Source organism: Sphingomonas sp. MA1305, from assembly GCF_016107325.1.
Taxonomy (GTDB): domain Bacteria; phylum Pseudomonadota; class Alphaproteobacteria; order Sphingomonadales; family Sphingomonadaceae; genus Sphingomonas.
The window spans coordinates 87,469-113,325 of the sequence record NZ_RCVT01000005.1 but is presented as its reverse complement, the minus strand read 5'-3'; the positions used below and the strand labels follow the sequence as shown (position 1 = coordinate 113,325).

The window sequence follows — 25,857 nt, the reverse complement described above, 5'->3', positions numbered from 1 at the left end:
GCGCTCTTCCCGTCAGGCCATCGCCAGCCAATAGTCACGATGATCGTCGGTGAAGAACAGCGGGAATTCATCGCCGCTGATACCGTCGATCGCCCGCGCGATGCCGCCGGCGAGCCAGAGCTCGCCCCCCACGCGGATCGTCTTCGGCGACCATCGCTCCCGCAGCGCCGCGGTGATGTCGGCGCGGCTGAGCCGCGTCCCGAGCAGATCGTGGTTGACCTTCGAGAGGATCAGCAGGTTGCCCGCGTGACGTGGTCCGCCGGCCGACACCTTGTCGGGATGGTGCGCCTGCATAACCCGGACTCGGTTCTCGCCGTGTTCGGCGTAGGACCCCTTCGGCGCTAGGCTCTCGGGAGCGTGGCGCGCGAGATCGAGCTGACAGTGCGAGGCATAATGTTCGAGTTTGAGCTGCTTGCGCTGGATCTCCTCCGTGTCGACCTGAACCCGCTGCTTGCCGCCGCCCTTCCTGGATTGCGCGCCCGCGCCGGCGAAGAGCTTCCCCGGCCGCGGCGTGTTGCGCGCAGGATCGGGCTCGCCGCCCGGATGATGCTGATCGGACTCGCCGGTTCCGCTGTCCCGATCGTCGCCACCGTCTTCGTCATCGTCGGGGTCGGCGGACCCGGCCTCCGACCGGGGGTCGAACTCGCGTACCCGATGTCGCAGCGCCTCCTTCAGCACGGCGGCAAGATAGCGCGGCCGCGGCTTCACGAAGACGAGCTCGGCGATCGCTTTCATCAGCAGATCGCCGGTGTCGCCCGCCCGGTCGATCCAGATCGCGTTCGGGAGAACGACGAAGGGGCGCGTGGCGCGATAGAGCCGGCCACGCGCCCGGTATTGTACGGTCAGATCGTCCGCCAGCATCACCCGCTCGATCGCGGCTAGCCTGCGTTGGAATTGCGGTTCGATCGCCGCCTGCTTGATGTCGAACGCCTTCACTTGCTTGCGGAACCGGCGCGCGGCCGCCGGCGCGGTGAGCGTGCGCACCGTCTGCAGTAGCGCCGGCGCCTCCGCCGGCCGTCCCCCGGCGGGGCTGCCGGGATCCTTCGTGAGCGAGGAGAGCGTCGGAATGCCCCAGGCGGCGAGATTGTCGCCGATCGGCTGGTTGGGCACGCGCACGGAGTCGATCGCGAGGCGGATGCGCGCGGTGTTCGGATCGTCCCGGATCGCGTCGCCCAGTTCGGGGACGTCGTCGATCACCGCGACCTTCAACGCCGCGCCGAGGGTGAGCAGCTCCGCCGCTCCGTCGCCCTCGACCGGGATGCTGGGAACTTCGGGGGGCTGGAACAGCCAGCCGGCGACACCCTGCCGGTGAAGGATATGGCGGAAGACGCAGCTCAGCTGTTCCCCGTCGAGCGGACCGGACCGTGTCTCGAGCCACTCGAAATAGGCGCGCGATGTCTGCGGTGACGGAAGGCTGCGGATCACACCCGCGTCGCGGTAGAGATCCTGGGCAAGGTCGCTCAACCCTTCGCCGCCGAGAACGTGCCGCCAGCCTGTCCAGAACTCGCCCTTGTTGCCGCGGAACGCGAGGCGGTTGGGTGGCATGAGGCGGCCATCAACGGGGATGCAGGGCAACGCCTCGAGCTCGGCTCGGATAGCGGGATCCGCGGTCGCGGTGATCGCCGCCAGGCGGGGCAGCAGCGCGGCATCGTCGGCGGGATCGGCGCGGAGCGCCGCGATCGCCGCTGCGGGCGACACGATCCGCGCTGGGGGCAGGATCCGGTCGAGGTCGGACGTCGGGCGGTCGAGAAGATCGTCGGCGAGCAGCGCGATGCGCGCGGTCGCCCCGTCCTCGCGCGCCAGCATGGTCACCGGCCGAAGCCGGCCTGCCCGGCTCAATGCCACGGCGTCCGCGCGGAGCGTCCGGAGCAAGCGTTCGATGCGTCGCGACCGGCCGAGCGTCAGCAGTGCCTGCTCGAACCGATGGAAGCGGCGCCGCTCGTCCTGGTCGAGCACCCGATCGACGGGAAAGCCGGCTATCCCCGCCTCGTAGAAGCGGCGGATCTCGGCCGGGTCGGGTTCGGTGCGCAGCACCAGGCGGCCGCGCCGGATGCGATCGTCATGGCATAGCGTCCGGACGTCGCGCGCCGGCCGGGCGATATGCGGACCGAGCAGCTTGGACACCGCCGGATCAGGCAGGCAGAGTTCGTCGAAACGCCGGAGCGTCCCGTCGGTGGCAGGCCAGATCGGCAGCGCACGCAGCACCGGCCAGTCGTCGCGTCCGATCTCGTCGGGTTGGGTCGACAGCCAGGCGAAAAAGCGGCGACGGACCGCCGGCGTACTCGCATCGAGCGAGCCACCGCGCAGCAGATCGATGAGCGCGAAGCGGGCGAGCTTCCAGCCATCGAGCTTGAAAACGGAATGGGCGCGGAGCGCCGGATGGACGACCGGCGGCGTGTCGAGACCGACGAGCCCTGCCGGGACCGATGCGCCCCGCCGCAGCTCACCGAGCGCATGCAGCGTGCCGCTCGTGTCGGGGAGCCAAGCATCCTCGCCCGCCGGCCGCGACTTGGTCGGCAATCGCTCGAGTGACGGCAACAGAGCGTCGAGATGAGCCGCTGCACGGGCGGGGTCGCCGAGCACGGTCGCGCGCTCGGCCTTGCTCGCCCACGGATAGTGTTCGGCCTCGATCACGCGCAGGCGCTCGAGGACATCTCCCTCGTCGAAGCGACGATGGTCCTTCCCCCAGCCGGCGCACAGGCCGCTCGCGAGCAGCCGGAGCAGGGGAGGCGGCGTCGCGGGGTCGATGATCGACATGCCGGGCGGCACGACGCGGGCCAAGGCACCCGCCCAGGCGTAGGGCAAGGCGGTATAGGTCGGGACGGCGATCCTGCCGGGGTGCCGTCCGGTTATCGGTCGTTCGTCCGCGTCGACGACGGGGAGCACACGCGCTTTGAGCAGACGCTCGGTGGCCGGTTGCAGGCGTTCGGCGGGAAGATCGGCGATGAGGGTGAGCGCGCGCGCACCGAAGCGGGGGATCAGCAGCTCGCCGACGACCCGCGTCGCCAGCCGATCGGCCGCCGCGGCGATCCGGTCGTTCCAGTCGGACGATTGGGCGGCGAGCCCGTGCCGCTCCGTCCCGGACACGAACGGTCCGGAGATGTGATAGGCGCCGCCGGCCGTGCCCGTGCCGCCATTCTCGGGATAGGCGATCGGATAACGCAGCTTTCCCGCCCCGCCGGCGACGCGACCGTCGGCATCCACGTCCCAGGCCACTTCCACGATCAGGCCGTGTCGGGCGAACAGCGGTTTACCGCCCACCCTGTAGTCCTCGGCCTGGAAGAAGGCGGGCTTCGACGATGATCGCAGCCCGGAGACCACGAGGCAGGCCTGCTCGCGCGCGATCGTCCGCTCCCCCTCGCGACAATCGCGAAAGAAGGTGACGAGGTCGCCGCTACACCTGGTGCGACCGGCGCCGAAGGTGAAGACGCGGGTGCCGAGGCGGTGGTGGCGTAGCTCCAGCGTGTAGCGCGACAATGCGCCGGGGCGTATGACGCCCATCAGCCGCTTCGGCAGATGGGCGACCGCATCTTCGAACATCGCGGCGATCTGCTCGTCGTCGACCGCTGCGAACGCGATCGCCTCGCCGTGCGGCACCGTGAAAGCGCGGCGACGATAAGGAACCTCGATCACAGTTCCATGGGCTGGCGCTGCCGGATCGTCGCGCTCGGGCACCCTTACGCCCGGGAACGGGGGCTTGCGACTGCCGTCGGCGAAGAGGGTCTGGAGGATCTGCTTGCCGGCGGAGCGCAACAGAATGTCGTTCCCGATCGTGAAGCACGCCTTCAGCCCGTGGTTCTTGACGCCGAACATCCCGATCTTCGCCTTGACCGCATGCCCGGCGCCCTTGATGCGCCGGAGGCGTGCCCAGCCGTCGGCGTCGATCGCGTCGCCGTTCCCGGAGCAGACCAGGCGGTCGGGGCCGAACTCGACCGTGGTGTGGCTGGACTTCGCATCCAATTCGTTGACGATCAGCTCGACGAGAAGATCATCGCCGCGCAGCCCATTGACGAACTGCCAGAACTCCGGGGCCTGGTCGGTTTCGAGAACGAACCGCTCGTCTTCCCGTGCGGTCGATTGCGGAACTCGCGTCATGCCGGAATCCTAGAAGGATCGCGACGCCGCGACCATCGTCGTCTTGCCGGCGCCCGGCTCGCCGGCGGTTTGACAAGGCCCGTCGCTGCTGGAAACCTGCTCCGTCAGATCGTGATGGAGAATTGATCGCCCATGGAGCGTGAAACCAACCTCGTCGGGCTCGCGACCGAGTTGACGATCGCCTGGCTGGGTAACAGCAACACCCGTTCGTCGGCGGAAGAGGTGCCGGGGTTCCTGCGCGCCGTCCACGCCGCGCTGGCGACGCTCGACACGCCCGCGGTCTCTTTTGAGGAGCAGCGCGTGGAGTATCGGCCGGCGGTGACCGCCCGAAGATCGCTCGCCTCGCCCGATCACATCGTCTCGATGATCGACGGCAAGCCCTATCGGACCTTGCGGCGTCACCTGTCAACGCACGGCCTGACGCCCGCTCAATATCGTGAGCGCTACAACCTGCGACCCGATTATCCGATGGTCGCGCCGACCTACAGCGAAGCGCGCCGCGCGATGGCCAAGAAGATCGGCCTCGGGCGCAAGCCCGGTCAAACCAGGGCGCAAGGCGCGCCGGCGACAAAACCCGCCGCACCGACGCGCGGGCGCGGGAAGCGGGGGGCGGGAGGAAGCACCGCGGCAAAGTGAAAATGCCGGGCGAGGCACCGCTCGACCGATCGTCGCGCGATCCCGATTTGGTCGCGTGGCAGACCGTTCTGCCACCGTTCGCGGAGCATCTTGCCGCCGCCGCCGATCGGGCGCGCCGGCTGGAAGTCGCTGAGCCATGGCGGCTCGCGATTGATCAGACACGATTGCCCGACGTCGACTATCGTCGGGAGCTCGTCCTGGCCGCGGCTGCGTGGCGGCACCGCCGGAAAACCTCAACGGTCTACGTCTTCGCCTATGACCATCCCGTCCCCTCGAGCCTCATCGATCCGCTGGTCGACGATGCGCAGGAACATTGCCTGATCGAAGGGCAGCCCCGCGCGTTCGCGCAGCGCGGCGGCCGGCCGGACAGCCGCTGTCTCTATGTCGGGCATGCGCTCAAGTTCGACGAACGCCTGCGGCAGCATCTCGGCGACGGTCCGCGCAAGACGAGCGCGCTCAACCTCCGGCATTGGGCGCGATATCCCGATGGCCCGCTGGTGCTGCAAGCCTATGGCTTCGCCACCGACGATGTTCCGCTCGCCCGGATGTTCGAGGAGTTTCTATGGGACACGTTGCGGCCGCTGCTCGGTCGTCGGGGCGGGCGGTGAGGCCCGTCCGGGCGCCCGGTGCCGGTCGCGCGGCCGGGCAGTCGCGAGGCTGAACCCATGGTCACGTTCGAGGTCAACCGCCGTTCCGTCGTCCTGGTCTACGAGCCGACCTTCACGACGCCTGCCTGGGTTCGCCGGGAGCTCAAATCGTACGGCAAGGTCAAGGTCAGCCGCGGCTTCAGCTTCCTCGCCGAGGATCTGATCGACGGCCCCGAAGAGGACGACGCCGACGTCGAGCCGGTGCAGCCCTTCCGATTCCGCTTTGCCGAACACAGCGGCGGCTACTTCAAGATCCCGGGGCGGATCCTCGGCATCGACAACGAGGTCTGGATCGATGAAGGCAGGTGGCTGGAGCGCAAGCTGTTCATCGCCGAGCGCAACGTCGGCATTTTCCGGCGCATCGCCAAGGTGAAGGGCGACGGTGCGACGATCGTCGTCGGGGGCAACGCCCCGGGCGCCATCTCCGCCACCAGTTTCGACGAGCTGCTCCGCCGCTTTCCCAACAGCATCGAGGTCGACCGGTACGCGAGCGCACGGGTCGAGGTGGTCATCGGCGAGTTTTTCGACAGCATGAGGAGCGCGCGCGATGCCTACGAGACCTATCTCAGCCGCCGGCGGTCCGTGGTCGACCGCCGCCCGCTGCGTCAGGTCGAGCTGTTCCAGGCCGAGATCGACAAATATGTCTATCTGCGTGACCTCATCGCGAAATGGCTTGAGCGCGCAACCGATTATTCGGAGTTCGACTGGCAACGGATGATCATCAAGGTCATTCTCCTGATCCTGCCGAAATACGTCGCCGTTCTCGAGAACGTGGAGATTGCCGACTTCTACAGCACGCCCGGCCAGCGCCGGCGACGGTATATCGACCTGTGCCTGGTCGATGCCGGCGGCACCATCGACGTGATCGAGATCAAGAAGCCGTTCGATGATGCGATCGTCAGTCGCTCGCTCTACCGCGACAACAGCATACCCACCCGTGAGCTGGCGGGCAGCATCATGCAGGCGGAGAAGTACATCTTCCATCTCTCGAAATGGGGAGTCGCCGGCGAGCAGGTGTTGAACGAGCGCTATCGTGGCAAACTGCCCGGCGCGCTGAGCCTTCGCATCACCAATCCCAAGGCGATGATCATCATGGGTCGAGACCGCAAGCCCGACGGTCGACCGGCACTCTCCGACCAGCAGACGTTCGACCTCGAGGTGATCAAGCGCAAGTACGCCAACATGCTCGACATCCTGACCTATGACGATCTGCTGCGCCGGCTGAGCGCGATCATCGCCTCGCTCACCGAACGCCAGGCGGAAGCGGCGCTCGCGGAGCCGCCGCTTTCGCCGGTGCCGCCGGGAGCCATGACCCCGGCGGCGCGTTGAAGCGAACAGAACGAGCGCGAAATCCGGTCGAGCCTTTACGCAGGTGCCGGGAGGGAATGTCTAGGACCCATGGCGACGATCCTGTCCGCGCGAGAACAGACCGAAACCGGCGCTCTGGCCCGGCGGGTCGGCGGCTATCCCAACATGCTTCGTCTCAAGGCCGAGTTGAAGGCACTCGAGATCGCGGACAGCGCGGTCGCATTGCGCGTGATCCCAGCACGGGACAGCTGCGCGTAGTCGCCGCCTAAGACGCGGCAGTGACTCCGCTAACCTGACCCGATTGCGGTGCTCATACCGGAAGGTTTCAATGACGGCTAGGGTGAGGCGAGTACGCGGCCGCTATTAGTGATCAAGAGCCTTCACTGTCCCTCTTTCGAAGCTACTTAGACTCGGTTTACTTGGCTAGGCTCCGCAGGATGGACGATTACTCTTCTGGGCCACTTGTTCCAGGAGTGGCTCTCATGGGTGTACCCAAACACGCCGGGCAGGAGTGACGGGCAGGTGGCAGGCAGCGAGGTGAAGGCGGCGCGGGTGTACTTGCGGGTGAGCACGGACGAGCAGGACCTGACGCGGCAGGAGAGCATCGTGGCGGGCGCGCGTGCGGCCGGCTTCTACGTGGCGGCCGTGTACCGGGAGAAGGCGTCGGGCGCGCGGCCTGACCGGCCGGAGCTTTTGCGCATGGTGGCGGACCTGCAGCCGGGTGAGGTGGTGGTGGCCGAGAAGATAGACCGTATCAGCCGCCTGCCGCTGCCGGAAGCCGAACTGCTGGTGCAGACGATTCGCGGCAGGGGAGCTCGGCTGGCCGTGCCGGGCATCGTCGACCTCAGCGACTTGGTGGCGGACAGCGTGGGCGTGGCGCGTATCGTGCTGGAAGCGGTGCAGGACATGCTGCTGCGCGTGGCGCTGCAGACGGCGCGCGACGATTATGAGACCCGGCGCGAGCGGCAGCGCGAGGGGATCGAGATCGCTAAGAGGGCAGGACGGTATACCGGCCGCAAGCCCGACCTAGCCCATCACCGCCGCATCATCGGTCTGCGCGAGGCTGGCATGAGCATCGCGAAGACGGCGGAATTGGCCGGATGCAGCATTGCTCACGTCAAGCGGGTGACCGCCCTACACCGCGTCAGGACGGCTGCCGTAGCGCCGACTTAGTGAAGCGATCCAACCGTATATGCAGAGCTCGACTTCCGTTGTTGATGTCGTGACCTTTGCGGCGGAGCACGCGATCTACTTCGACGGCATTGCCTCGCTCATTTCCGGCCCGATGTTGCCCGTGATCGTGCACGGCGCGACTGCGGTACTGCTTGAGCTGAACGGTATCGAGGAAGGTACAACAACGCAGATTTTCGGGCAGCACTGGCCGCGCTCGACCACGCCGCGGCGAACGCCCTCCGCCAACCGGTAAGCGAGACTCCGACGCGGTGATCTTGGCGCTCAGTACGCTACATCCTCTTAAGGACGTCGCTGTACCGCGCGTGTGCGGCCAGGGACCCGGCGCTCGAGCCATCTGGCAACGTGTTCCTCGTAACAACCCTGCCGGTCGCCTCATCGAGGTCGAACGTCGCCGCCAGAAGGCCGCACGCCGGAGCGCCGCTGCAACATCCCGGTCAGATGCGTAGTAAGGGTTAGATTCCGGCACTGGCGGTACTCGGATGGCTCAGCTTGGACGCGCCGCGTCGAGGCGCGTTCGGGTGCCCCAATTCTCCGTGCTCGACCGGCAGTTTCGGGAAAGGGCAATCGAGAACAGGTTTTGGGAAAACGGTGGATTCGTTGCCCGATGGAGCACCATGTCCGCCCGAGCATCCCGTTGATGGTCCCTTTTGGGGAAGCCGCATTGCTGGCGATCAGCCCAAACGTCTCAACACTCGGCCAAGCAGCTTTGTGAGATCGTCCACCGAATAGGGTTTGGTCAGAAGCTCGAACCCTTGCGTTCCACCTTCAGCTATAGCCGAGCTGTAGCCGCTGGTCAGGAGGACGGGTATTGTGGGGTAGAGGCGCCTGATCTCGCCGCCTAGCTCGATCCCGGACATGCCGGGCATCATTACGTCCGAGAAGACGAGATCATACCGATCCGGCGCGTCACGCAGCTTTTCCAGGGCGGCGTTGGCGTCAGGAGCCCAATCCGTCTGATGACCGAGTTCGCGCAGGATTTCCGTCGAGAAGGTGCCGACCTCGACATTGTCCTCGACCACCAGGATACAGGCATTGCGGACCTGCGCATCGGAAACCGGCACCTCTTCCAGCGGCGCAGTCATAGCCTGCGCCCCGCTACACGGCAGGTAGATGGTGAAGGTCGTGCCTTGCGGCGATGACTGCACAGCCACCTCGCCACCGGACTGTTTGGCGAAGCCGAACACCTGGCTCAGGCCAAGGCCTGTGCCTTTGCCAAGCTCCTTGGTCGTGAAAAACGGCTCGAAGACACGCTCTATGACATCCTCGGGAATACCCGGTCCGGTGTCCGTAACGGACACCGCGATGTGCGGCGCATGGACGGCCGGATGGTGTCGGACTACCGGCACCTCAGCGACGCTCTCGACGAAGAACGCCAGCGTCCCGGAACCGCTCATGGCGTCACGGGCATTGGCCGCCAGGTTGACCAGCGCCGTCTCGAACTGCGCCGGATCGGTTTCGACGAAACAGGTCGAGGCCCGCTGTTCGAATGTGACCTCGACCTGCGATCCGACGAGTTGGCGAATCAGATCGAGCGCGGCCTGGGTATTGGCTCCGGCATCGATCACCTCGGATCGCATAGGCTGTCGGCGCGCGAAGGCCAGCAATTGGCCGGTTAGCTTGGCGGCACGATCCGTCGTTTCAAGCACCGCTGAGGCATAGCGCTTGCGCTTGGCGTCGGAAATGTCGTCGCGGGTCAGCAGCTCGGCTGCCGAACGAATGATGGTTAGCAGATTGTTGAAGTCGTGCGCGACGCCGCCCGTGAGTTGGCCGATCGCTTCCATCTTCTGCGACTGGCGCAGCGCCTCCTGGCTCGCGAGCAACTCGCTGGTCCGCCTTGTGACCTCGGACTCAAGCCGTCCCGACAGCGCCCGCAAGTCGTTCTCGGCACGGCGTCTGATCGTGATATCCTGAAACAGAACGGCGACCTGGCGGCGCTCGGGCGGCTCCAGTCGGAACGCAGAGAGTTCGAGCTGGCGCCCGGTCGCGATCAGTTCCTGCTCGAAGCGGATCGGTTCGCCGGTGCGCAGCACCTCGCCGTAGCGGGCGACCCAGCTATCCGCTTCATCCGGCACCATCTCGCGGACCTTCTGGCCCACTACGTTGGCGATGCCGGCATTGCGCTCGTAGGCGCCGTTCGCCTCGACATGCACATAGTCGCTGAGCGGTCCATCTGGACCGTCGATGAACTCGATGATGCAGAAGCCTTCGTCCATCGTCTCGAAGAGTGAACGGTAGCGCGCCTCGCTGTCCCGCAAATCGGCGCGAGCCTGCGTCAGTGACGTGACATCGACCTGGCTACCGAAAAAATAGAGGAGGTTGCCTTCACCGTCGAAAACCGGGCTGACGTAAAGCTCGTTGACGAATGTGCTGCCGTCCTGCCGATAGTTGAGGATATCGACCGCGACCGTTTCACGCGCGGCGATGGCCTCTCGCACACGGCGAACCGCGCTTTGATCGGTGTCCGGTCCTTGCAGGAAGCGGCAGTTGCGACCGATCAGTTGATCCTCGCTGTATCCTGACAGCGCGAGGAAGGAGCGGTTCGCGAAGATGATCGGATTGTCGTTTTGATGCGGGTCCGTCAGGATCATCGGCATCCGCGTGGACTGGATCGCCGAGAACAACGCATTACGATCCGGTGCCCGATCGATCGACACCGCGCGCTCACGTCCTGCGGCGAGCGGCTCCGCGCCCTCTAGCGGCCATATGGCGGACTTGGCATCACCTTCGTTCATCAGCAGACCTATGGCCTAGTCACGATGCGATGGCAGCCGTCATTCTCATTGTCGGCGAGTTTCAAGCAGCGTCTGCAGCGTGATCCGCCATGCGGCGCATGACAGCGACAATCTCCCTGTGACGGACTGGCTTGGAGAAGAACTCCGCCCGTACGGGGAGGTCCAGGTCGGCCTTGCTGAAGCTGGCGGCCGTCAGGATGATCTCAATCGGAGGCCAGCGGTCGCGAATGCATGCCGCGATCTCAATGCCTTTCACGCCCCGGGGCATATCGAGGTCCATGTAGACGACCCTGATATCGGTGCGCGTCTCAAGGATTTGGATCGCCTCATCGACATCCTTCGCTTCGATTGCCTCGAACCCGGCACGCTCGACCATGTCGATCGCCTCCATTCGCAGGATCGGCTCGTCCTCGATGATAAGCACCGGGTGGCACGACAATGGCTGTGACTGACCCATTCGCTTCGTTCTGCCGCCCTCAGCCCTGCTGTATCCGGGCAAGGGGCGCACTCATCTCGACCGTTAGTCCCTGAGCGCCATAACGCAGTTTGACGCCGCCCGATCCGCTCAGTCCCATTCGGATAAGCCGTGAGCCAAAGCCGCGGGAAGTGGGCTCGGCCGCCGGAGGGCCGCCCCGTTCCGACCAGCTCATCTCCAGCGTGTCTACGCTATCGGCTCGACGCAGCGCCCAGGCGATGGCGACATGGCCCTCGGGCACGCTGAGCGCGCCGTATTTGACGGCGTTGGTTGCCAGTTCGTGGAGCAACAACGACAAAGACATCGCAGTGCGGGAGCTGATCGCAAGCTCGGGACCTGACAGCCTAATGCGGGTGCTGGCGAAACTCGATAGCGCGGCACGCGCCACTACCTCGAAATCGGCGGCTTCCCAGCTTCGCTTCATCAGCACATCGTGTGCGGACGAGAGCGCCTTCAGACGGTTGCTGAACTCATCGACCGCCGTCTGATCCGCCTTTCCGACGAGGGTCTGCGTGGCGATCGCCTGAACGACGCTGAGCGTGTTCTTGATGCGGTGCCCCAGCTCGCCGTTCAGCACCTCCTCCTGCTGAGCGGCGCGCAACCGCTCGACTGCCTGCCGGACGCGGAAGGCGATGTCACGGATAAACGCAAGCTCGTCGGCGCTCCAGTCCCGCGGCGTGTCGGAGCTGACATAGAGAAGGGCGACGAACTCGCCGCGTTCGATCACCGGCGCGTTGACGAAAGCACGCGCACTGCGTGCTTCAAGTGCGTCAGCATGGTCGCAAGTACGCGGATCGGTCCGGCAGTCCCGCACAATCACAGTGCAGCCTGCCTTGAGGTCATCGATGTAGCTACCGAAGTCGCGGAAGCGGAGCGTACCGGCGAGGGTTTGTGCGGCCCCGCTTGTCCAGTCCTGCTCGACGGTGATGGTTTCCGCACCTGCATCGACATCGCCGTAGCCGACGAGTTGGACGCCGAGCGCATCGCCGATAATGGCACTGGCAGCGAGAGTGATGCTCCCGACGCTCGTCTCCTGCTGCAAGCGGTCGCCGAGCGCGATCAGCGCCCGCTGCCGCTTCTCGCGCAGGACACGCTCCGTCACCTCAGTGAAGATGACGGTGAAATGATCGTTGCCGGCATGCTGCGCCACGCCGTCGTACCAACGGCCGAGCGTTCCCACCTGACGCGTGAAGCGGATCGGTTCGTCGGCCTCGGCCATACCGGCGAACTCCATAACCCACTCGTCCTCGATGCCTGGGAACACCTCGCGAATCGTCCGACCGACCGCGCAGCCGTGCTCGATCCCGACGAGATCGTACCAGGCGTCGTTGACCTCTTCGTAGCGCCAGTCGATGACCCGTCCCGTTTCGTCACGCACCAACTCGCCGAGGATGAAGCCTTCGCGCAACGTGTGGAAGATGCCGCGCCACTTGGCTTCGTTCCGGCGCAGCCGCTCGACCGCCTCATCGCGGCCTTGCTCCGCCAACACGCGTCCCGTGGTTTCCACGGTGACGTTGAGCAGACCGGCAACGCTGCCGCACTCATCCACGACCGGCGAGTAGGAGAAGGTCCACCAAGTCTCCTCCGGGTAGCCGTTGCGCTCCATGGTAAGCGGCATGTTCTCGAAGGTTGAGGTTTCACCGGCGAACGTCTGATCGACCAGCGGTCCTATATCGCTCCAGATGTCTGGCCAGACCTCTTTGAAAGGCGCACCGAATGCTTGCGGATGGCGTGTACCGAGCATCGGCACATAGGCGTCGTTGTAGAGGAAGGTGCGCTCAGGACCCCACGCCAGGCACATGGCATGGCCCGATGCCATCACGATCTGAACCGCGGTGCGGAGGCTCAGCGGCCAATGCACAGGGTCGCCGAGAGGGGTGGCGCTCCAGTCGTAAGCATGGAGCCGATCGACCATGCCCCTGCCGTCCGTTACACGATCCCGCTGTTCCGTCACGCCGCTGCCCGCACGTTTCTCTTGTTAAGTCCCGATGAAGCGGCGACATTCATCGCGCCCCCCGGTTCGGAATTAACCAATGAAAGTCGTTCAGAAAAGGGCCGTCCTCAGACCATCCTGCCTCAGAAATATCGCATGGTCAGGTTGATCGGGTTCGGAGCCCCTATCGCTGACTGTAATTGCGCAAGCGGCAAGTTCCCGGCGCGTCGCGTAGGCGGCCGCCAGATCGAGATGGATCGTCTTTGTCGCCGCGTCCGCGGCTTTGCCGGCAAGATCGAGCTCCTGCTGCGCCCATCGCGCGAAGTAGGCTTCGTCGCTGTTCTGGTTCATTGTTGCCCCCTGCACCGTCCGGTGCGCGATAGCCGATGCGTTCCCTTCCTCTGTGTGATCAGACCGCCTGTCCCCCTGGGCTTCACCGAGAAACGGTTTAAGCGATCCTTCCTCTCCCATCGCGCTGTGATCGTTGCAAGATCGCGCGCGAACGTCCCTCTTTTTCAAGCAACACCGATGGAAAACAAGACCGTTACCGGAAGCGAAATTGCACGTCACGAATGGTCTAGCACCTCGCTCGGCCCGCTGGACACCTGGCCGACTTCGCTGCGCTCGACGCTTGCCCTGATGCTGGCCTGTCCCACTCCCATGTTTCTCGCCTGGGGGCCGGACCTGCTGTGCTTCTACAATGACGCTTACCGGCCCATCCTCGGATATCGGCTCGACACGGCGCTTGGCCAACCGTTCCGGGAAGTTTGGGGCAGCATCTGGGACGAGATCGAGCCGTTGGTGAAAACGACCCTGGCGGGCGAGAGCCAGACGCTGATCGACATGCGGCTCGATCTCAGCCGCACCGGTCTGCCTGAGGAAAGCTGGTGGACGTTCACCTACTCGCCCGTGTTCGACGATGCGGGGGAGATAGCCGGCCTCCTTTGCGTCACCGGCGAAACGACGCCGCGGGTAATTGCCGAACGTGAACGCAAGGCAGCGGACGAACGGCTGGATTTGGCCCTCTCCGCCGGCAACAGCATCGGCACCTGGGACTGGGATGTCGTGGCTGACCGCGTGACGGCGGACACGCGGTTCGCGACCCTCTACGGCATCGACCCCGACGAGGCAGCGCGCGGGGCACCGCTGGCGGACTTCTTCAATGGCATCCACCCGGACGATCTTGAACGTGTGCGATCCGAAGTCGCGGCAGCGGTCGAGCAATGCGGAAGCTTCGTGTCGGAATACCGCCTGCTGCATTCTGACGGCAGCGTTCGATGGGTGTCGGCGCAGGGCCGCTGCATCGCCGGGCTGGACGGGTGCTGCGAGCGCTTCCCGGGCGTGAGCTACGACATCACCGACCGAATGACATCCGAGCTGGCGCTGCGCGCGGCCAAGGCGGAGCGGGACTTTGTGGTCGAGTTGACCGGCCGCCAGCGTGTCGCGACCGATCCGGAAACGATCATTCGCGTGGCCGCGGAAGCGCTTGGGCAGCGCCTGGGTGCGCATCGCGCCGGCTTCTATCGCCTGCACGGCGCCAAGCAGATGCGTCATAGCGAGAGCTGGACGGACGGTACGCTGTCACCGTTGATCGGGTTCCAGCCGGTCAGCGCCTTCGGCGAACGCGCGGAGCGGCAGCGTCGCCGCGGCAAAACGCTGGTGTTTAGCGACAGCCGCTATGAAAACGACGGCGACCTAGCGGCCTATGCCGATACCGGCGTACTCGCTGGCCTGTGCGTGCCGTTGATGGACGCCGGGCGCTGGCAGGCCGGCATCTACTTGCACCATGCAGACGTGCGCCATTGGACGCCGGCTGAAATCTCGCTGGTCAAGGAAGTGGCCGAGTTGACCTGGCTGGCGGTGGAGCGCGCCGAGGCCCTGCTTCGCCTGAACCAGCGGGTCGATCAGCAGAGCGCCGCGCTCGCCGAGGCCAGCACCGAGATCAGGACGGAAGTCGAACGTCGTTCGGCAGCCGAAAGCCAGGTCCGCCAGCTCCAGAAGATGGAATCGCTTGGCCAGCTCACCGGCGGCATCGCGCACGACTTCAACAACATGCTCGCCATCATCATCGGCGGGCTGAATATCGCCCAGCGCCGGCTCGCGCGTGGCGAGCAGGACGTGGGCAAGTATCTCGACGGCGCGATGGAAGGTGCGACCCGCGCTGCGACCCTCACGCAGCGCCTGCTCGCCTTTTCGCGGCAGCAGCCACTGTCACCCGAACCGATTGATCTCAACAAGCTGGTAGGCGGCCTGTCCGACCTGCTCACCCGGTCGCTCGGCGAGCTGGTGCAACTCGAAACCATCCTCGGCGCCGGGCTCTGGAAGGCCAAGGCCGATCCGAACGAGCTGGAGAACATCATCGTCAACATGGCGGTGAACGCCCGTGACGCGATGCCGGAAGGCGGCAGGCTGACAATCGAAACCTGCAATGCGCATGTAGATGACGATTACGCGCGTGAAGCTGAAATCCCGCCGGGCCAATATGTGCAGATTTCAGTTACGGACACCGGCACCGGCATCGCACCCGACGTGCTGGAAAGGGTGTTCGATCCCTTCTTCACCACCAAGCCGACCGGCAAGGGAACCGGGCTCGGCCTTAGCCAAGTGTTCGGTTTCGCGCGCCAGTCCGGCGGCCATGTCCGCGTCTATTCCGAGATCGGCCACGGCACGACCTTCAAGCTCTACCTGCCGCGCTTCTGGGGCGACGAGGTTCCGATGCCACGCCGGAAGACGGCGCCGGCACGGCAGGGCCGAACGAGCGAAATCGTGCTGGTCGTGGAAGACGAGGAGCGAGTTCGCCAGAACACGGTCGAAACGCTGCGCGAGCTTGGCTACACCGTGCTTCATGCCGCGAGCGGTCCGGAAGCTTTGGGCATGATCGAAGCCGGCCAGGACGTGACTGTCCTGCTTACTGATATCGTCATGCCGGGTATGACCGGCCGCCAGCTCGCCGATCGCGCGGCCGGCCTGCTGCCGCTCATGAAGGTGATCTACATGACTGGCTATACCCGCAACGCCGTGGTGCATAACGGAATCCTCGATCCGGGCACCAACTTCCTGCCCAAGCCGTTCGGGATCGAGCAACTTTCAGCCAAAATCAGTGAGGTACTGGACGGCTGAGGGAGCCGCTTTCCTGATCGCTCGTTCACTCAGATCAGGAAGCGGAAAATACCCCATGTGCCACGTTTTAATTATCGAGGATGAACCGTTCGTCGCGATGAGCATCCAGGCGACCCTGGAAGACGAGGGAGCGACCTCGTTCGACATCGCCGTGACGCAGGAGGATGCGGTCGCGGCGGCAATGTCGCATCGTCCTGAACTCATCACCTCGGATGTGCGACTTGCCCGCGGCACCGGGCCGGCTGCGGTGCAGGAGATTCATCGCCGGTTGGGCATGGTGCCGGTGATCTTCATCAGCGGGACGCCGGAGGAATGTCAGCCGTGCAATCCTCCCGGGATCGTGCTGCCCAAGCCGCTTCGGCGTGGCGCGCTGGAGAGCCCATTTCACCAGCTGCTCTGACAAAGGCGGCATCATCCCTTGGGCGGGGTCATCCGCCATTGCCGCCACCACGGCATGATTCCTGTCAGCATACCGTCGCGCTCTGCCAGCCGCTCCAATGCCGATCGCAGATGCCCGATCATCTGATCGATAAGCAGTGAGGCTTCGTGATCGTCGAGCTGGTCATGTATCGCGCTGAGATTGCGGATATCGAGGGCGAACCTCTCTAGTTCAGGCAGCATTACCCAAAGCCTCGCATGTCACTCTATCCGGCTAAAATGCCGCTGTTTCGCACGATACGCGCCAAGGTGCATTAATGATCGCTACGTTGCGATCGCTCAGCGCCGCTAATCCGATCGTTCCCGATCCTGGCCTCGATCGCGGCCTGCAAATGACAGGCTGGAGCATCGGCCCCCTCGCCTTGCATATCCAGAAGACCCAGCGCCATACGCATCAACGTGAGGGGAATATCGACTTTGGTCATCAGACCTTAAAAGTCGTTTACCCTCCGTTTTGATCCCGAAGCGGACCGATGCACCATCCGTTGCCAATCTCGACCCTTCGTTCAGGCGGCGAGTCTGAGAGCGTTGCGGCCTTCCCGCTTTGCCGCATACAGCGCCTGATCCGCACGTTTCAGAAGACTTTCACAGCTCTCGCCCGTTGCCAGCTCAGCGACGCCGACGCTGATCGTCACGCGCGGATTGTCGCCGCCAGCCTCGATCGCGAGCCGCACACGCTCAGCGACCATCATCGCGACGCTGGCGGTCGCATCAGGGAGAACGATCACGAACTCCTCACCGCCGAACCGACCCAGCGTGTCGGCGCTGCGAAGCTCCTTTCCCGCATCGGCCGCGACGCGCTTCAGCACCTCGTCGCCGGCCTGGTGACCATAGGTGTCGTTGATGCGCTTGAAATGGTCGATGTCGAACATCGCGACCGCCACTGACCGGCCGGTGTCACGCGACACCTGCACCGCCTGGTCGAGAGCGAACGAGGTCCGGCGTCGGTTGGCGATGCCGGTCAACTGATCGGTTTCAGCCATGATCGTCGCTTTGGCCGCCGCGTCCTCGGCGTGACGGCGTGCTTCCTCCAAGGCCGCTTCGTGCGCGACCTGGGCCGTGATGTCCTGGATGATGCCGAATAGGGCCGGGGCACCGTCGTCGGCATTGCCGTCGATCTCGCCGCGCGAAAACACATGACGCACCTCGCCATCCGGGCGGATGATGCGGGCGGTAAAGGCGAAGCCGTGATTGTCCCGGATCGCCTCTTCGAGCCGTTCCGAGACGAGCGGCCGATCCTCGAGGTGATAAGCCTCGATTGCAGCATCCAGTGCTGGGGGAACCTCGCCGTCGATGCCGTGGATGCGGAACACCTCACGCGACCAGGTGATCGTCCCGGTCGCGGTATCAAGACGCCAGTGCCCGACGTGAGCGGCGCTTTCGGCGAGCTGAAGCAGCCGCATCTTCTCGGCGACTTGCTCGGTAAGCCTGCTGCGGGCGGCAAGCAGCGTTGCAATCGGCAACGCCGATGCGAACAACGCAAGAAGGTAGAATTGCATGAACAGGCTACGGGCGAGCGGCCCGGCGTGCACCAGCACATGCGGACCAGACCCGGTCCCGATTGCGACCGTGCTGATCCCCGTCACGATCAGCACCCCTCCGGCTGCTCCCAGCGGGCCGAGACGGAAGGTCGCGGCCAAAACTGCCAGCATCGGCACGAACAGGAGGGGGTAGCTGGATTGGGAAAAAGTCAGCCCCGTGACGACCGTGACCAGGGCGAACATGAACGTCGCATCGATGACGGCCTTGCGCGTCAGTCGAACGCTCCCGCCGCGGATGACCCTTTCGGCGATCAGGATCAGGGGGGTTACGATCAGGATGCCCAAAAGATCGGTCGTGAACCAAGAAAACCAGAAGCCGATCGATGGCACGACCGACACGATAACCGCGATAGTCGCGGCCAAGACCGTCGCGAGCAAGGCAGCCATGCAGAAGCGGGTCAGGCTGCCGGGATCGACGAATGATACCCGGCAACGGCTGCGTGCCCGCAACAGCCATGCGGCAGAAAGCGACTCACCCATGTTGGCGACAGTGAACCCGATCGATGTCGCCAGCACAGTACCAGCATGGAGATTGGCGGCGAGGCTTCCGATCGCAGCGGCCGCGACGTGCCACGTGATCCGGTGACGCGGTGTAACCAGCAGTACCGCGAACAGGATGCCGCTGGATGGCCAAAGCATCGCGAGGCCAGCAGTGCCGCGGGTCAGAGAGAGCGAGACGATCGCGGCTAAGTAGTACGCCATGCCCGTCAGAATCGGACTGAGAAACAGACGCAACGAAGCGGCAACGCAAATATCAGCGCGGGCCATTTCCATGGACTAGTATCCACTGGTTAACGGCGCGTTGTTCGTGCCTTGCTAGAGCTGCGTAACAGGGTGCCTAGTCGACGCACGCGCAAACTGCGCCTCCGCCGGCCCGATAGCCGGAGGACGAGTTGAGTTCGAGGAGGTGACTGGCCCACCCCAGACGAGTTGCGTTCACCGGCCGCCCACATCGTCGCCTGGATCAAACCGCCAGACGCGAATGGCGTACCAGAGGACCAGAGCCGACATCACCAGGGTCGCGACCGGATCGAGATAGCGCCCAACGTCGGAGTAGGCCTGCCGAAGCAGAAAGCCCGCGGTGGCAAGGACAGTCGTCCAAGCGGTAACTCCAACGGCGCTCAGCGCGAGGAAGCGGCCCACGGGCATGCCCGCGATCCCCGCGGGGATTGACACCAGCGAGCGCACGGTCGGGACAAGCCTGCCGAGCAGGACCGCGGTCCCGCCCCGCGTCGCGAACCACTCGCGCGCCAGGTCGATGTCGGCGGGCGTCATAGTGAGCCACCGCCCGTGCCGCGCCGCCAGCCGATGCACCCGGTCGTAACCGAGCCGCTTCGCCAACAGATACCAGAACGTCGCGCCTGCCAGCGATCCAAGACTGCCGGCAGCGATCACGAGAACAAGCGACAGTCGACCGCTCGCTGCTTGGAAGCCAGCTAGCGGCATGATCAGCTCCGAAGGTATAGGCGGAAAGACGTTCTCAGCGAGCATGAGCGCGGCCACGCCGGCGTAGCCCGCCCGCACCACCAACGCCGTGATCCAGTCACCCAAGGTCACCTCCAACTCTCGCAGACACAGACAAGGGAAGGTTCGGCCGACAGCGTTCGTCCGGGGAGCATGCACAGCGTCGCTACCGGATCATCGGCCGCGTCGTCACGGCCGCCCTTCGGGGACCCTTGCCAAACCCGCCGCTCCGTTCAGGGCAGCCGACCCCCGTCCGACGAGCCCGGGTGGGAGCCCGCGCGCTGCGGGACAACCAGCAGGCACGCCAGGATGAACGCCGCCAGCACCGCGGAGGCGAGCGGGCGGCTGAACGCGAGCCCGCCATCGGCGACCGGCTTGTCCAGCCAGTCGCCCACGGTCGCCCCGAGCGGGCGGGTGAGGATGAAGGCCGCCCAGAACAGCCAAACGCGCGACACGGCGGTCCAGTAGTAGAGGCCGACCAGCACCAGCAGCGCGGCGCCGAAGATCAGCGCGCCACCCTGGTAGCCGGGTCCGGCGTCCGCCACCCAGTCGCCGAGTGCTGTGCCGAGCGTCTGAGAGAAGGTGATCGTGACCCAGTAGAAAAGCTCGGCCTTCGGCGTCCGCACCGTCTCGACCGCGACCGTGCCCATCGTCCACCGCCACGCCGCCAGCGAGGCCAGCACGCACGCGAGCAGCAGCGTCGCGCCGCCCGGATAGCCGATGCCGAGGGACCGGTCCGCGAAGTCGGCCATGGTCGTGCCCGCAGTCGTCGAGGCGATGATCGTCGCCCAGTAGAGGAACGGGTGGAACCGCTTCGCCCTGATCTGCCACGCGACGAACGCGACGAGCAGGGTCGCGAATATCGCCGTGCCGACCAAGTAGCCGAGGTTGAGCGTCATGCTCACCGTGTCGCCGGCGGTCTCGCCGAGCGTCGTCGCGGTGATCTTGATCACCCAGAAGCCGAGCGTTACCGCCGGCACCTTGCTGAGCGCGTCCCGCCGATCCTCCTCCGACATCACCATCTCAGGTCCTCGGCTCGTAGATCATGACGCGGACCGTACCCGGACGAATTCGCGGACGGCCGCCGGGCACAGGGCTCGGTTCGGTGTCGGCGCCGACGATGAACAGGCGGCCGGAGCGCGGCTCGACCGCCATGTTCCTGGCGCTCACCACCGTCGATATGGTCGGCAGCGCGCGGTAGCGGTCCGGGGCGACCTGCTGGTAGACGCTCACCGTGCCGTCGCGCCCGTTCGCGCTGAACACCCGCCTGCGCACGGGATCCCAGGCGATCGCGTCGCTGCCCCTGCCGATCGGCAGCCGCGCCACCACGACGCCCGATCTGGTGTCGACGACCATCATGGTTCCGTTCGCACAACCCATGAACACGCGGTGGCGCGCGTCGTCCAGTGCGAGCCCGTGGGGGCTGACGCAGCCGGGCGTCGGCCAGCGGGCGGCGATGCTCGCGGTCCGGGCGTCCACCTCGAGAACGTCGCCGCGCGCCTCGCCTGCGACGAACACGTGGCCGGTCTGGTCGGCCGCCAGATACTCCATCTTCTCTCCCGTCCTGATGGTCGCGACGGCTTCGTCCGCCTTCGGATCGATGACCGTGATCGTGCCCGGATCGCCCTCGACTACGAACACGCGCCCGGTCGCGGGGTCCTCGACCATGCCGTCGGCGTCGTCCGCCGCCGGGATGCGGCGCAGCACCTCCAGCGTCCGAAGATCGAAGGCAACGGCCTCGCCCTTCTCGCCGTCATCTGTGAAACCCTGGCCAGTCGCGCGTGAGATGGCGGTGCCGTGCGTACCGCCCGGCATGCCTGCGACCTGACCGACGACCGCGCCGGAAGCGGCGTCCAGTACCGTCACACGGTCACCATGGGCGACGTAGACGCGCCTGGTCGCCGGATCGGCGACGACGTAGTCCCATCGGTCGGGTGCCCCGAGCGGTACCGTGCGGGCGAGGACGTAATCCGCCCTCGGACCTGCAGCCGCGCCTACCGAGACGATCATCAGCGCGGAGCAGAACAGCGTCTTAACCAGACCAGAGGTGCCCATCTGCCTTCTCCTGACGACGCACCAGCGCGCGCCAAACACGTCTAGGCCGCGATGCGCTCGTCGCCACGTTGGCAATTCCCAACGTGACAGCGGCTTTGGTCAGGCGACGCCACGAGCCGAAAGGCGGCGGCTTCGGGCGGCTCGCCCTCGATGCGGCTCGATCTCGATCGTCACGGCAATGCGCCGCTCGCGAGGAATCAAGGATGTGACCGCATCGTTCGCAAGATGAGCAATTAGCGGCCGTCCGTGCCACAGGGGGCGCTCGCATCGGGAAAGCGCACCAGCACCATGAGGCCCGGCGCGGCGTCGTCGATGACCAGCTCGGCCCCATGCAGCGTCGCGACCGCGGCGACGAGAGCCAATCCCAGCCCCGCGCCCGGCGTGTGGCGGCTCGCGTCCATGCGGTAGAAGCGCTTCAACACCTTTGCCCGATGGTCAGCCGGAATGCCGGGTCCCACGTCGGCGACCCAGGCGACGGCCTGCCCCCCCTCGCGGCGGAGCCCGACAGCGATGGCCGTCCCGCCGGGCGTGTGGACGAGCGCGTTGTCGATGAGGTTGGTGAAGAGCTGGGCGAGCAGCTCGGCGTCGCCCTGGACAGACACACCGGGGGCGACGTCGACGGAGTAGGGCCGTCCCGCGTCCTCAGCAACCGGTCGATAGGCCTCCGCCACTCGGGCCACCAGCTCGGTCAGGTCGGCGGATCCGAACGCCTGCCGCTCCCCGCCCTCGATCAGCCCGATCCTGAGCAGTGCGCGGAAGATCGCGTGGATCTCTCCGATCTGAACCAGCGCCGCCTCGATGCCTGCCTCGTAGGCGTCGACGGAGGCGCTTCCCCTCATCGCCTCCAGCTGCTGCTGCAGGCGGGTGAGCGGCGTCCGCAGGTCGTGCGCGATGTCGGTCGAGACTTGGCGCAGGCCGTCCATCAGCGCGGCGATGCGGTCGAGCATCGCGTTCAGGTTGCGCGACAGGTGATCGAACTCGGGAGCCATGCCGATCGGCGGCAGCCGTTCGGCGAGATCGCCCGTCATGATCCGCGCGACTGCGCCGTTCACCCGGGCGAGCCTTCGCAGGAACAGGACGCCGATCACGTAGCCGCCGAACAGTGCGAGCAACGTGATCGCGACGCCCGACAGGAGCGTGAAGCCGGCCAACCGGTTGCGCAGCTTCTGCACGTCGAAGGTGTCGGTCGCGACCACGAGGAGCGAACCGTCGGGCAGGCGCGTCCCCAGCGTCCGCAGCACCTCCGGTTCAGCGCCCTCGTGCGGCTCCCCGTCATCGACGAACGACACCTGACCCCAACCGTCGCGCGCTGCCGAGAGGGGGAGCATGCCGGCCAGCCGCCGACCGTCGCGCGCCAGCAGCAGATACTGGAACGGTTGCTCGAACCGCGCGCCGTCCCGGCGGACGATGGCGTCGACCAGCTCGGTCCTGCCGCCGTCGGGCCAATCGTCGGTCAGCATCGCCGCTTCCGACTTCAGGCCGACCACGGTGGCCTCCTCCGCATAGGAACGGATGGAGCGCTCGACCACAAAAAGGAGCGCCAGCGAGCCCAGCGCGAACATCGCCGCGACGACGAGTGCGAAGCGGAAGGCGCCGCTGCTGAACGAGCTCGGACGGGTCAAGGCTGCGGCGCCTCGATGCGGTAACCCGAGCCTCGGATGGTGTGGATCAGCTCGGCCCCGAAGCCTCGGTCGACCTTGGAGCGCAGCCGGCTCATGTGGCTCTCGATCAGGTTCGTCTGCGGGTCGAAGTGGAACGACCAGACGTTCTCGAGCAGCATCGTCCTCGTCACCACCTCGCCCTTGTGGCGCATCAGATATTCCAGCAGCTTCATCTCTTGCGCCTGCAGCTCGATGCGCTGCCCGGCACGGGCCACCACCCGCTTCAACAGATCCAGCTCCAGGTCCCCCACCCTCAGCGTGGTCAGCGCGTCGACCGTCGGCGGGCGACGCGCCAGCGCGGCCACGCGGGCGACCAGCTCGGTCGCCGCGAACGGCTTCACCAGATAGTCGTCGGCGCCGCCCTCCAGGCCCTCGACCCGGTCCTTGATGCCGTCGACGGCGGTGAGCAGGATCGCCGGCGTCGCCACCCCCTGCGCGCGCAGCTGCTTCAGCGCCGACAGCCCGTCGAGCTCGGGAACCATCCGGTCGAGGATCAGCACCGAATAGCCGTTGGAGGTGCCGAGGAATACCGCGTCCCAGCCGTTGGAGCAGACGTCGACCACATGGCCGGCGGCCGTCAGCGTCTTCGCCACGTGCGACCGCGTGGACTCGTCGTCCTCCAGCAGCAGCAGCTTCATCGGTCCGCTCCACACTCCGCAAACCCGTCCATGGGCTCCCTCCGACGGTCCGCGCGCAAGTTGGCAATTCCCAATGTCCGGTTGAGCCTGGGCGAATGTAAGGAGGTGTAGTCGCAAAACGCAGAGGCAATCACGCCTCCGGAGAACGACGATGCGCAAGTATCTCATGATCGTGGCGGCGGCGGGCCTGGTCGCCGGCGGAGCGCAGGCTGCGACCAAGCACGGCCGGATGGTCGGCGCCGAGCTCATGCCGATGGCGAAGGTGTCGCTCGCCACGGCGCGCGCGACCGCGAGCAAGGCGCGGCCGGGCCGGATCACCGACCAGGAGCTCGAGCGCGAAGGCGGCGGCTCCGGCCTGCGCTACTCGTTCGACATCGTGAGCCGTGGCAAGACCTACGAGGTCGGCGTGGACGCCAAGACCGGCCGCGTGCTCGAGAACAAGGCGGAAGGCAAAAATCCGGACTGAGCCCCACGCCCAACGCATCGCGGCGAAGTAGGCCGCGTGGCCCGGATCCTCGGCCGGCGCCGAACGGGAGAACCGATGAAGCCGCCCAAGCCGAAGATCCGGGTCGTTTGCCCAGGCGCGACGGCGCTGCTCGCGCTCGCCGCGCTCGGGGGTTGCGCCCACTACGTCCCCCTTCCGCTGGCGCAGACTCCCCCCCTCGCGCCAGCGGCGGCGGCGCTGCCGGGCGTCCAGCCCGGCGCGCCGCTTGGCGTCGCGCAGGTCGCGGCGCTCGCCGTCGAGAACAATCCCGACCTGCGTGCCGTGCGCGCGCGTCGAGGTGTCGCGCAGGCGCAGCTGATCCAGGCCGGCGTCATCGCCAACCCGTCGCTGACAGGCGCCATCCTCCCGCTCATCGCGGGCGTCGGCACGATGACGGCGTGGAACATCGGCCTGTCGCAGGACATCAAGTCGCTGATCACCTATCGACCCCGCCGCCGGGCGGGCGCGCTCTCGGCGCAGCAGGTCGACGCCGACATCCTGTGGCAGGAGTGGCAGGTCGCTGGCCAGGCGCGGCAGCTCGCGGTCGACCTGATCATGGCCGACCGGAGCCGACCCCGGCTGGTCGAGGCCTTCGACCTCTTATCGAGACGCAACGCCGTGCTCCAGCAGGCGCTCGCCGCCGGCAACGCCACGCTCGTGACCGCCGCGCCGACGCTGGTCGCGCTCCAGAACGCCCGAACCAGCCTGCAGACGCTCGACCAGCGGCGGCTTTCGATCCGGCACCAGCTGAACGCGCTGCTGGGCCTCGTTCCCGAGGCGGTCGTTCCGCTCTCGTCCGCGATCGACCTTCCGCCCTGGGACCCGGCCGCGGCCCGCCAGTCTCTCGCGACGCTGCCGGACCGACGGCCGGACCTCCTGGCGCTGCGGCTGGGCTACGCCGCCCAGGACCAGAACGTCAGGGTGGCGATCCTCTCCCAGTTCCCCGACCTGATCCTCGGCGGATCGGTCAGCAGCGACAACAGCGGGGTGACCAACGCCGGTCCCAACGCGACGGTCGGACTGCCGATCTTCGACCGCAACCAGGGCAATGTCGCCATCGCCAACGCGACCCGCGCGCAGCTGCACGCGGAGTATTCGGCCCGCCTCGCGGGCGCTGTGGGCCAGGTCGGCGCGCTGTTGAGCGAAATGGAGCAGGTCTCGGGCCAGCTCGCGGTGGTGCGCCGCGATCTGCCCGCCGCGCGGCTCGCCGCCCAGCGCGCATCCAACGCCTTCGGCGCGTCCAATCTAGACGAGCGCAGCTACGTCGACCTCGTCACCAACTTCTTCGCCAAGGAGCAGGAGATCATGAACCTGGAGCTCGCGCTGCTCGACCGGCAGGTCGCCCTCCAGACGCTGCTCGGCGCGGGGCTCTCGAGCGTCGAGGCGCTGCCGCCGTCGCCGATGGGCGCGGGGGCGCGCAAGTGAGGGTGCTGGTC

22 protein-coding genes are annotated in these 25,857 nt (G+C 66.2%); 11 read left to right on the top strand and 11 right to left on the bottom strand.

The genetic code is table 11. From position 1 onward, the window contains the following. Positions 1-12: 12 nt before the first annotated feature. Complete coding sequence (locus D9601_RS17095; RefSeq protein ID WP_198355295.1) at positions 13-4,095, bottom strand: hypothetical protein; 4,083 nt, start codon at positions 4,093-4,095, stop codon at positions 13-15. 132 nt (positions 4,096-4,227) lie between these two features. Between D9601_RS17095 and D9601_RS17090 the strand changes: the two genes are divergently transcribed. From D9601_RS17090 to D9601_RS17065, 6 genes are all read left to right on the top strand, one after another. After that, positions 4,228-4,731, top strand: coding sequence for a MucR family transcriptional regulator (locus tag D9601_RS17090; protein ID WP_198355294.1), 504 nt, complete (start codon positions 4,228-4,230; stop codon positions 4,729-4,731). After that, a complete protein-coding gene (locus D9601_RS17085; RefSeq protein WP_198355293.1) occupies positions 4,728-5,339 on the top strand; it encodes a hypothetical protein in 612 nt (203 codons plus the stop codon). Before D9601_RS17090 ends, D9601_RS17085 begins: the two co-directional genes overlap by 4 nt. A 57-nt stretch (positions 5,340-5,396) precedes the next feature. Beyond that, positions 5,397-6,707, top strand: a complete 1,311-nt coding sequence (locus D9601_RS17080) for a Shedu immune nuclease family protein (protein ID WP_198355292.1) — start codon at positions 5,397-5,399, stop codon at positions 6,705-6,707. A gap of 69 nt (positions 6,708-6,776) precedes the next feature. After that, complete coding sequence (locus tag D9601_RS17075; RefSeq protein ID WP_198355291.1) at positions 6,777-6,944, top strand: hypothetical protein; 168 nt, start codon at positions 6,777-6,779, stop codon at positions 6,942-6,944. A gap of 279 nt (positions 6,945-7,223) precedes the next feature. Beyond that, the gene (locus D9601_RS17070; RefSeq protein ID WP_198355402.1) at positions 7,224-7,859 is read left to right on the top strand and encodes a recombinase family protein; all 636 of its coding nucleotides are present in this window, start codon (positions 7,224-7,226) and stop codon (positions 7,857-7,859) included. A gap of 19 nt (positions 7,860-7,878) precedes the next feature. After that, positions 7,879-8,112: a hypothetical protein gene (locus D9601_RS17065; protein ID WP_198355290.1), complete on the top strand. Its 234-nt coding sequence runs from the start codon at positions 7,879-7,881 to the stop codon at positions 8,110-8,112. Positions 8,113-8,551: 439 nt separating this feature from the next. Here the strand turns inward: D9601_RS17065 and D9601_RS17060 are convergent, their stop codons facing one another. The 3 genes from D9601_RS17060 to D9601_RS17050 all read right to left on the bottom strand — a co-directional run bounded on the left by D9601_RS17060 (position 8,552) and on the right by D9601_RS17050 (position 13,002). Further along, the gene (locus tag D9601_RS17060; protein WP_198355289.1) at positions 8,552-10,612 is read right to left on the bottom strand and encodes a hybrid sensor histidine kinase/response regulator; all 2,061 of its coding nucleotides are present in this window, start codon (positions 10,610-10,612) and stop codon (positions 8,552-8,554) included. Between the two features lie 61 nt (positions 10,613-10,673). Beyond that, positions 10,674-11,036 carry a response regulator gene (locus tag D9601_RS17055; RefSeq protein ID WP_288044412.1) on the bottom strand — a complete coding sequence of 121 codons (363 nt, stop codon included), beginning with the start codon at positions 11,034-11,036 and terminating at the stop codon, positions 10,674-10,676. A 52-nt stretch (positions 11,037-11,088) separates the two neighbouring features. Further along, the gene (locus D9601_RS17050; RefSeq protein ID WP_198355287.1) at positions 11,089-13,002 is read right to left on the bottom strand and encodes a PAS domain-containing sensor histidine kinase; all 1,914 of its coding nucleotides are present in this window, start codon (positions 13,000-13,002) and stop codon (positions 11,089-11,091) included. Between D9601_RS17050 and D9601_RS17045 the strand changes: the two genes are divergently transcribed. Continuing rightward, entirely contained in the window at positions 12,985-16,140 is a 3,156-nt protein-coding gene (locus D9601_RS17045) for an ATP-binding protein (protein WP_198355286.1), read from the top strand. The two genes, D9601_RS17050 and D9601_RS17045, sit on opposite strands and share 18 nt — an antisense overlap. Next, on the top strand, positions 16,121-16,540 hold the full coding sequence (locus D9601_RS17040; RefSeq protein ID WP_332838041.1) for a response regulator: 420 nt from the start codon (positions 16,121-16,123) through the stop codon (positions 16,538-16,540). The genes D9601_RS17045 and D9601_RS17040 overlap by 20 nt, the downstream gene beginning before the upstream one ends. A gap of 11 nt (positions 16,541-16,551) precedes the next feature. Here the strand turns inward: D9601_RS17040 and D9601_RS17035 are convergent, their stop codons facing one another. Continuing rightward, a complete protein-coding gene (locus D9601_RS17035; RefSeq protein WP_198355285.1) occupies positions 16,552-16,761 on the bottom strand; it encodes a hypothetical protein in 210 nt (69 codons plus the stop codon). Positions 16,762-16,835: 74 nt separating this feature from the next. On the opposite strand from D9601_RS17035, the gene D9601_RS17030 reads away from it, so the two are divergent. Then, on the top strand, positions 16,836-17,036 hold the full coding sequence (locus D9601_RS17030) for a hypothetical protein (protein ID WP_198355284.1): 201 nt from the start codon (positions 16,836-16,838) through the stop codon (positions 17,034-17,036). Positions 17,037-17,084: 48 nt separating this feature from the next. On the opposite strand, the gene D9601_RS17025 is transcribed toward D9601_RS17030, so the two are convergent. The 6 genes from D9601_RS17025 to D9601_RS17000 all read right to left on the bottom strand — a co-directional run bounded on the left by D9601_RS17025 (position 17,085) and on the right by D9601_RS17000 (position 23,937). Continuing rightward, a complete protein-coding gene (locus D9601_RS17025) occupies positions 17,085-18,893 on the bottom strand; it encodes a sensor domain-containing diguanylate cyclase (protein WP_198355283.1) in 1,809 nt (602 codons plus the stop codon). A 162-nt stretch (positions 18,894-19,055) separates the two neighbouring features. After that, positions 19,056-19,676, bottom strand: a complete 621-nt coding sequence (locus D9601_RS17020) for a DedA family protein (RefSeq protein ID WP_443024769.1) — start codon at positions 19,674-19,676, stop codon at positions 19,056-19,058. A gap of 140 nt (positions 19,677-19,816) precedes the next feature. Then, on the bottom strand, positions 19,817-20,599 hold the full coding sequence (locus D9601_RS17015; protein ID WP_198355400.1) for a COG4705 family protein: 783 nt from the start codon (positions 20,597-20,599) through the stop codon (positions 19,817-19,819). A 7-nt stretch (positions 20,600-20,606) separates the two neighbouring features. Next, the gene (locus D9601_RS17010; protein WP_198355281.1) at positions 20,607-21,638 is read right to left on the bottom strand and encodes a YncE family protein; all 1,032 of its coding nucleotides are present in this window, start codon (positions 21,636-21,638) and stop codon (positions 20,607-20,609) included. 233 nt (positions 21,639-21,871) lie between these two features. Continuing rightward, positions 21,872-23,260: a sensor histidine kinase gene (locus D9601_RS17005; RefSeq protein WP_232474345.1), complete on the bottom strand. Its 1,389-nt coding sequence runs from the start codon at positions 23,258-23,260 to the stop codon at positions 21,872-21,874. Further along, the gene (locus tag D9601_RS17000) at positions 23,257-23,937 is read right to left on the bottom strand and encodes a winged helix-turn-helix domain-containing protein (RefSeq protein ID WP_198355280.1); all 681 of its coding nucleotides are present in this window, start codon (positions 23,935-23,937) and stop codon (positions 23,257-23,259) included. Before D9601_RS17000 ends, D9601_RS17005 begins: the two co-directional genes overlap by 4 nt. 151 nt (positions 23,938-24,088) lie before the next feature. Between D9601_RS17000 and D9601_RS16995 the strand changes: the two genes are divergently transcribed. Together D9601_RS16995 and D9601_RS16990 are read left to right on the top strand one after the other, a co-directional pair. After that, positions 24,089-24,403: a PepSY domain-containing protein gene (locus D9601_RS16995; RefSeq protein WP_198355279.1), complete on the top strand. Its 315-nt coding sequence runs from the start codon at positions 24,089-24,091 to the stop codon at positions 24,401-24,403. A gap of 75 nt (positions 24,404-24,478) precedes the next feature. After that, the gene (locus tag D9601_RS16990) at positions 24,479-25,846 is read left to right on the top strand and encodes a TolC family protein (protein ID WP_198355278.1); all 1,368 of its coding nucleotides are present in this window, start codon (positions 24,479-24,481) and stop codon (positions 25,844-25,846) included. The last annotated feature ends 11 nt before the right edge of the window (positions 25,847-25,857 follow it).

Bases quoted from the DNA above. Each gene is read 5' to 3' on its own strand.
- D9601_RS17000 (WP_198355280.1), bottom strand. From the start codon at position 23,937: ATGAAGCTGCTGCTGCTGGAGGACGACGAGTCCACGCGGTCGCACGTG.
- D9601_RS16990 (WP_198355278.1), top strand. From the start codon at position 24,479: ATGAAGCCGCCCAAGCCGAAGATCCGGGTCGTTTGCCCAGGCGCGACG.
- D9601_RS17015 (WP_198355400.1), bottom strand. From the start codon at position 20,599: ATGTCGGAGGAGGATCGGCGGGACGCGCTCAGCAAGGTGCCGGCGGTA.
- D9601_RS16995 (WP_198355279.1), top strand. From the start codon at position 24,089: ATGCGCAAGTATCTCATGATCGTGGCGGCGGCGGGCCTGGTCGCCGGC.
- D9601_RS17010 (WP_198355281.1), bottom strand. From the start codon at position 21,638: ATGGGCACCTCTGGTCTGGTTAAGACGCTGTTCTGCTCCGCGCTGATG.
- D9601_RS17045 (WP_198355286.1), top strand. From the start codon at position 12,985: ATGGAGCCGATCGACCATGCCCCTGCCGTCCGTTACACGATCCCGCTG.
- D9601_RS17035 (WP_198355285.1), bottom strand. From the start codon at position 16,761: ATGCTGCCTGAACTAGAGAGGTTCGCCCTCGATATCCGCAATCTCAGC.
- D9601_RS17030 (WP_198355284.1), top strand. From the start codon at position 16,836: ATGATCGCTACGTTGCGATCGCTCAGCGCCGCTAATCCGATCGTTCCC.
- D9601_RS17065 (WP_198355290.1), top strand. From the start codon at position 7,879: ATGCAGAGCTCGACTTCCGTTGTTGATGTCGTGACCTTTGCGGCGGAG.
- D9601_RS17060 (WP_198355289.1), bottom strand. From the start codon at position 10,612: ATGAACGAAGGTGATGCCAAGTCCGCCATATGGCCGCTAGAGGGCGCG.
- D9601_RS17080 (WP_198355292.1), top strand. From the start codon at position 5,397: ATGGTCACGTTCGAGGTCAACCGCCGTTCCGTCGTCCTGGTCTACGAG.
- D9601_RS17025 (WP_198355283.1), bottom strand. From the start codon at position 18,893: ATGGAAATGGCCCGCGCTGATATTTGCGTTGCCGCTTCGTTGCGTCTG.
- D9601_RS17050 (WP_198355287.1), bottom strand. From the start codon at position 13,002: ATGGTCGATCGGCTCCATGCTTACGACTGGAGCGCCACCCCTCTCGGC.
- D9601_RS17095 (WP_198355295.1), bottom strand. From the start codon at position 4,095: ATGACGCGAGTTCCGCAATCGACCGCACGGGAAGACGAGCGGTTCGTT.
- D9601_RS17090 (WP_198355294.1), top strand. From the start codon at position 4,228: ATGGAGCGTGAAACCAACCTCGTCGGGCTCGCGACCGAGTTGACGATC.
- D9601_RS17075 (WP_198355291.1), top strand. From the start codon at position 6,777: ATGGCGACGATCCTGTCCGCGCGAGAACAGACCGAAACCGGCGCTCTG.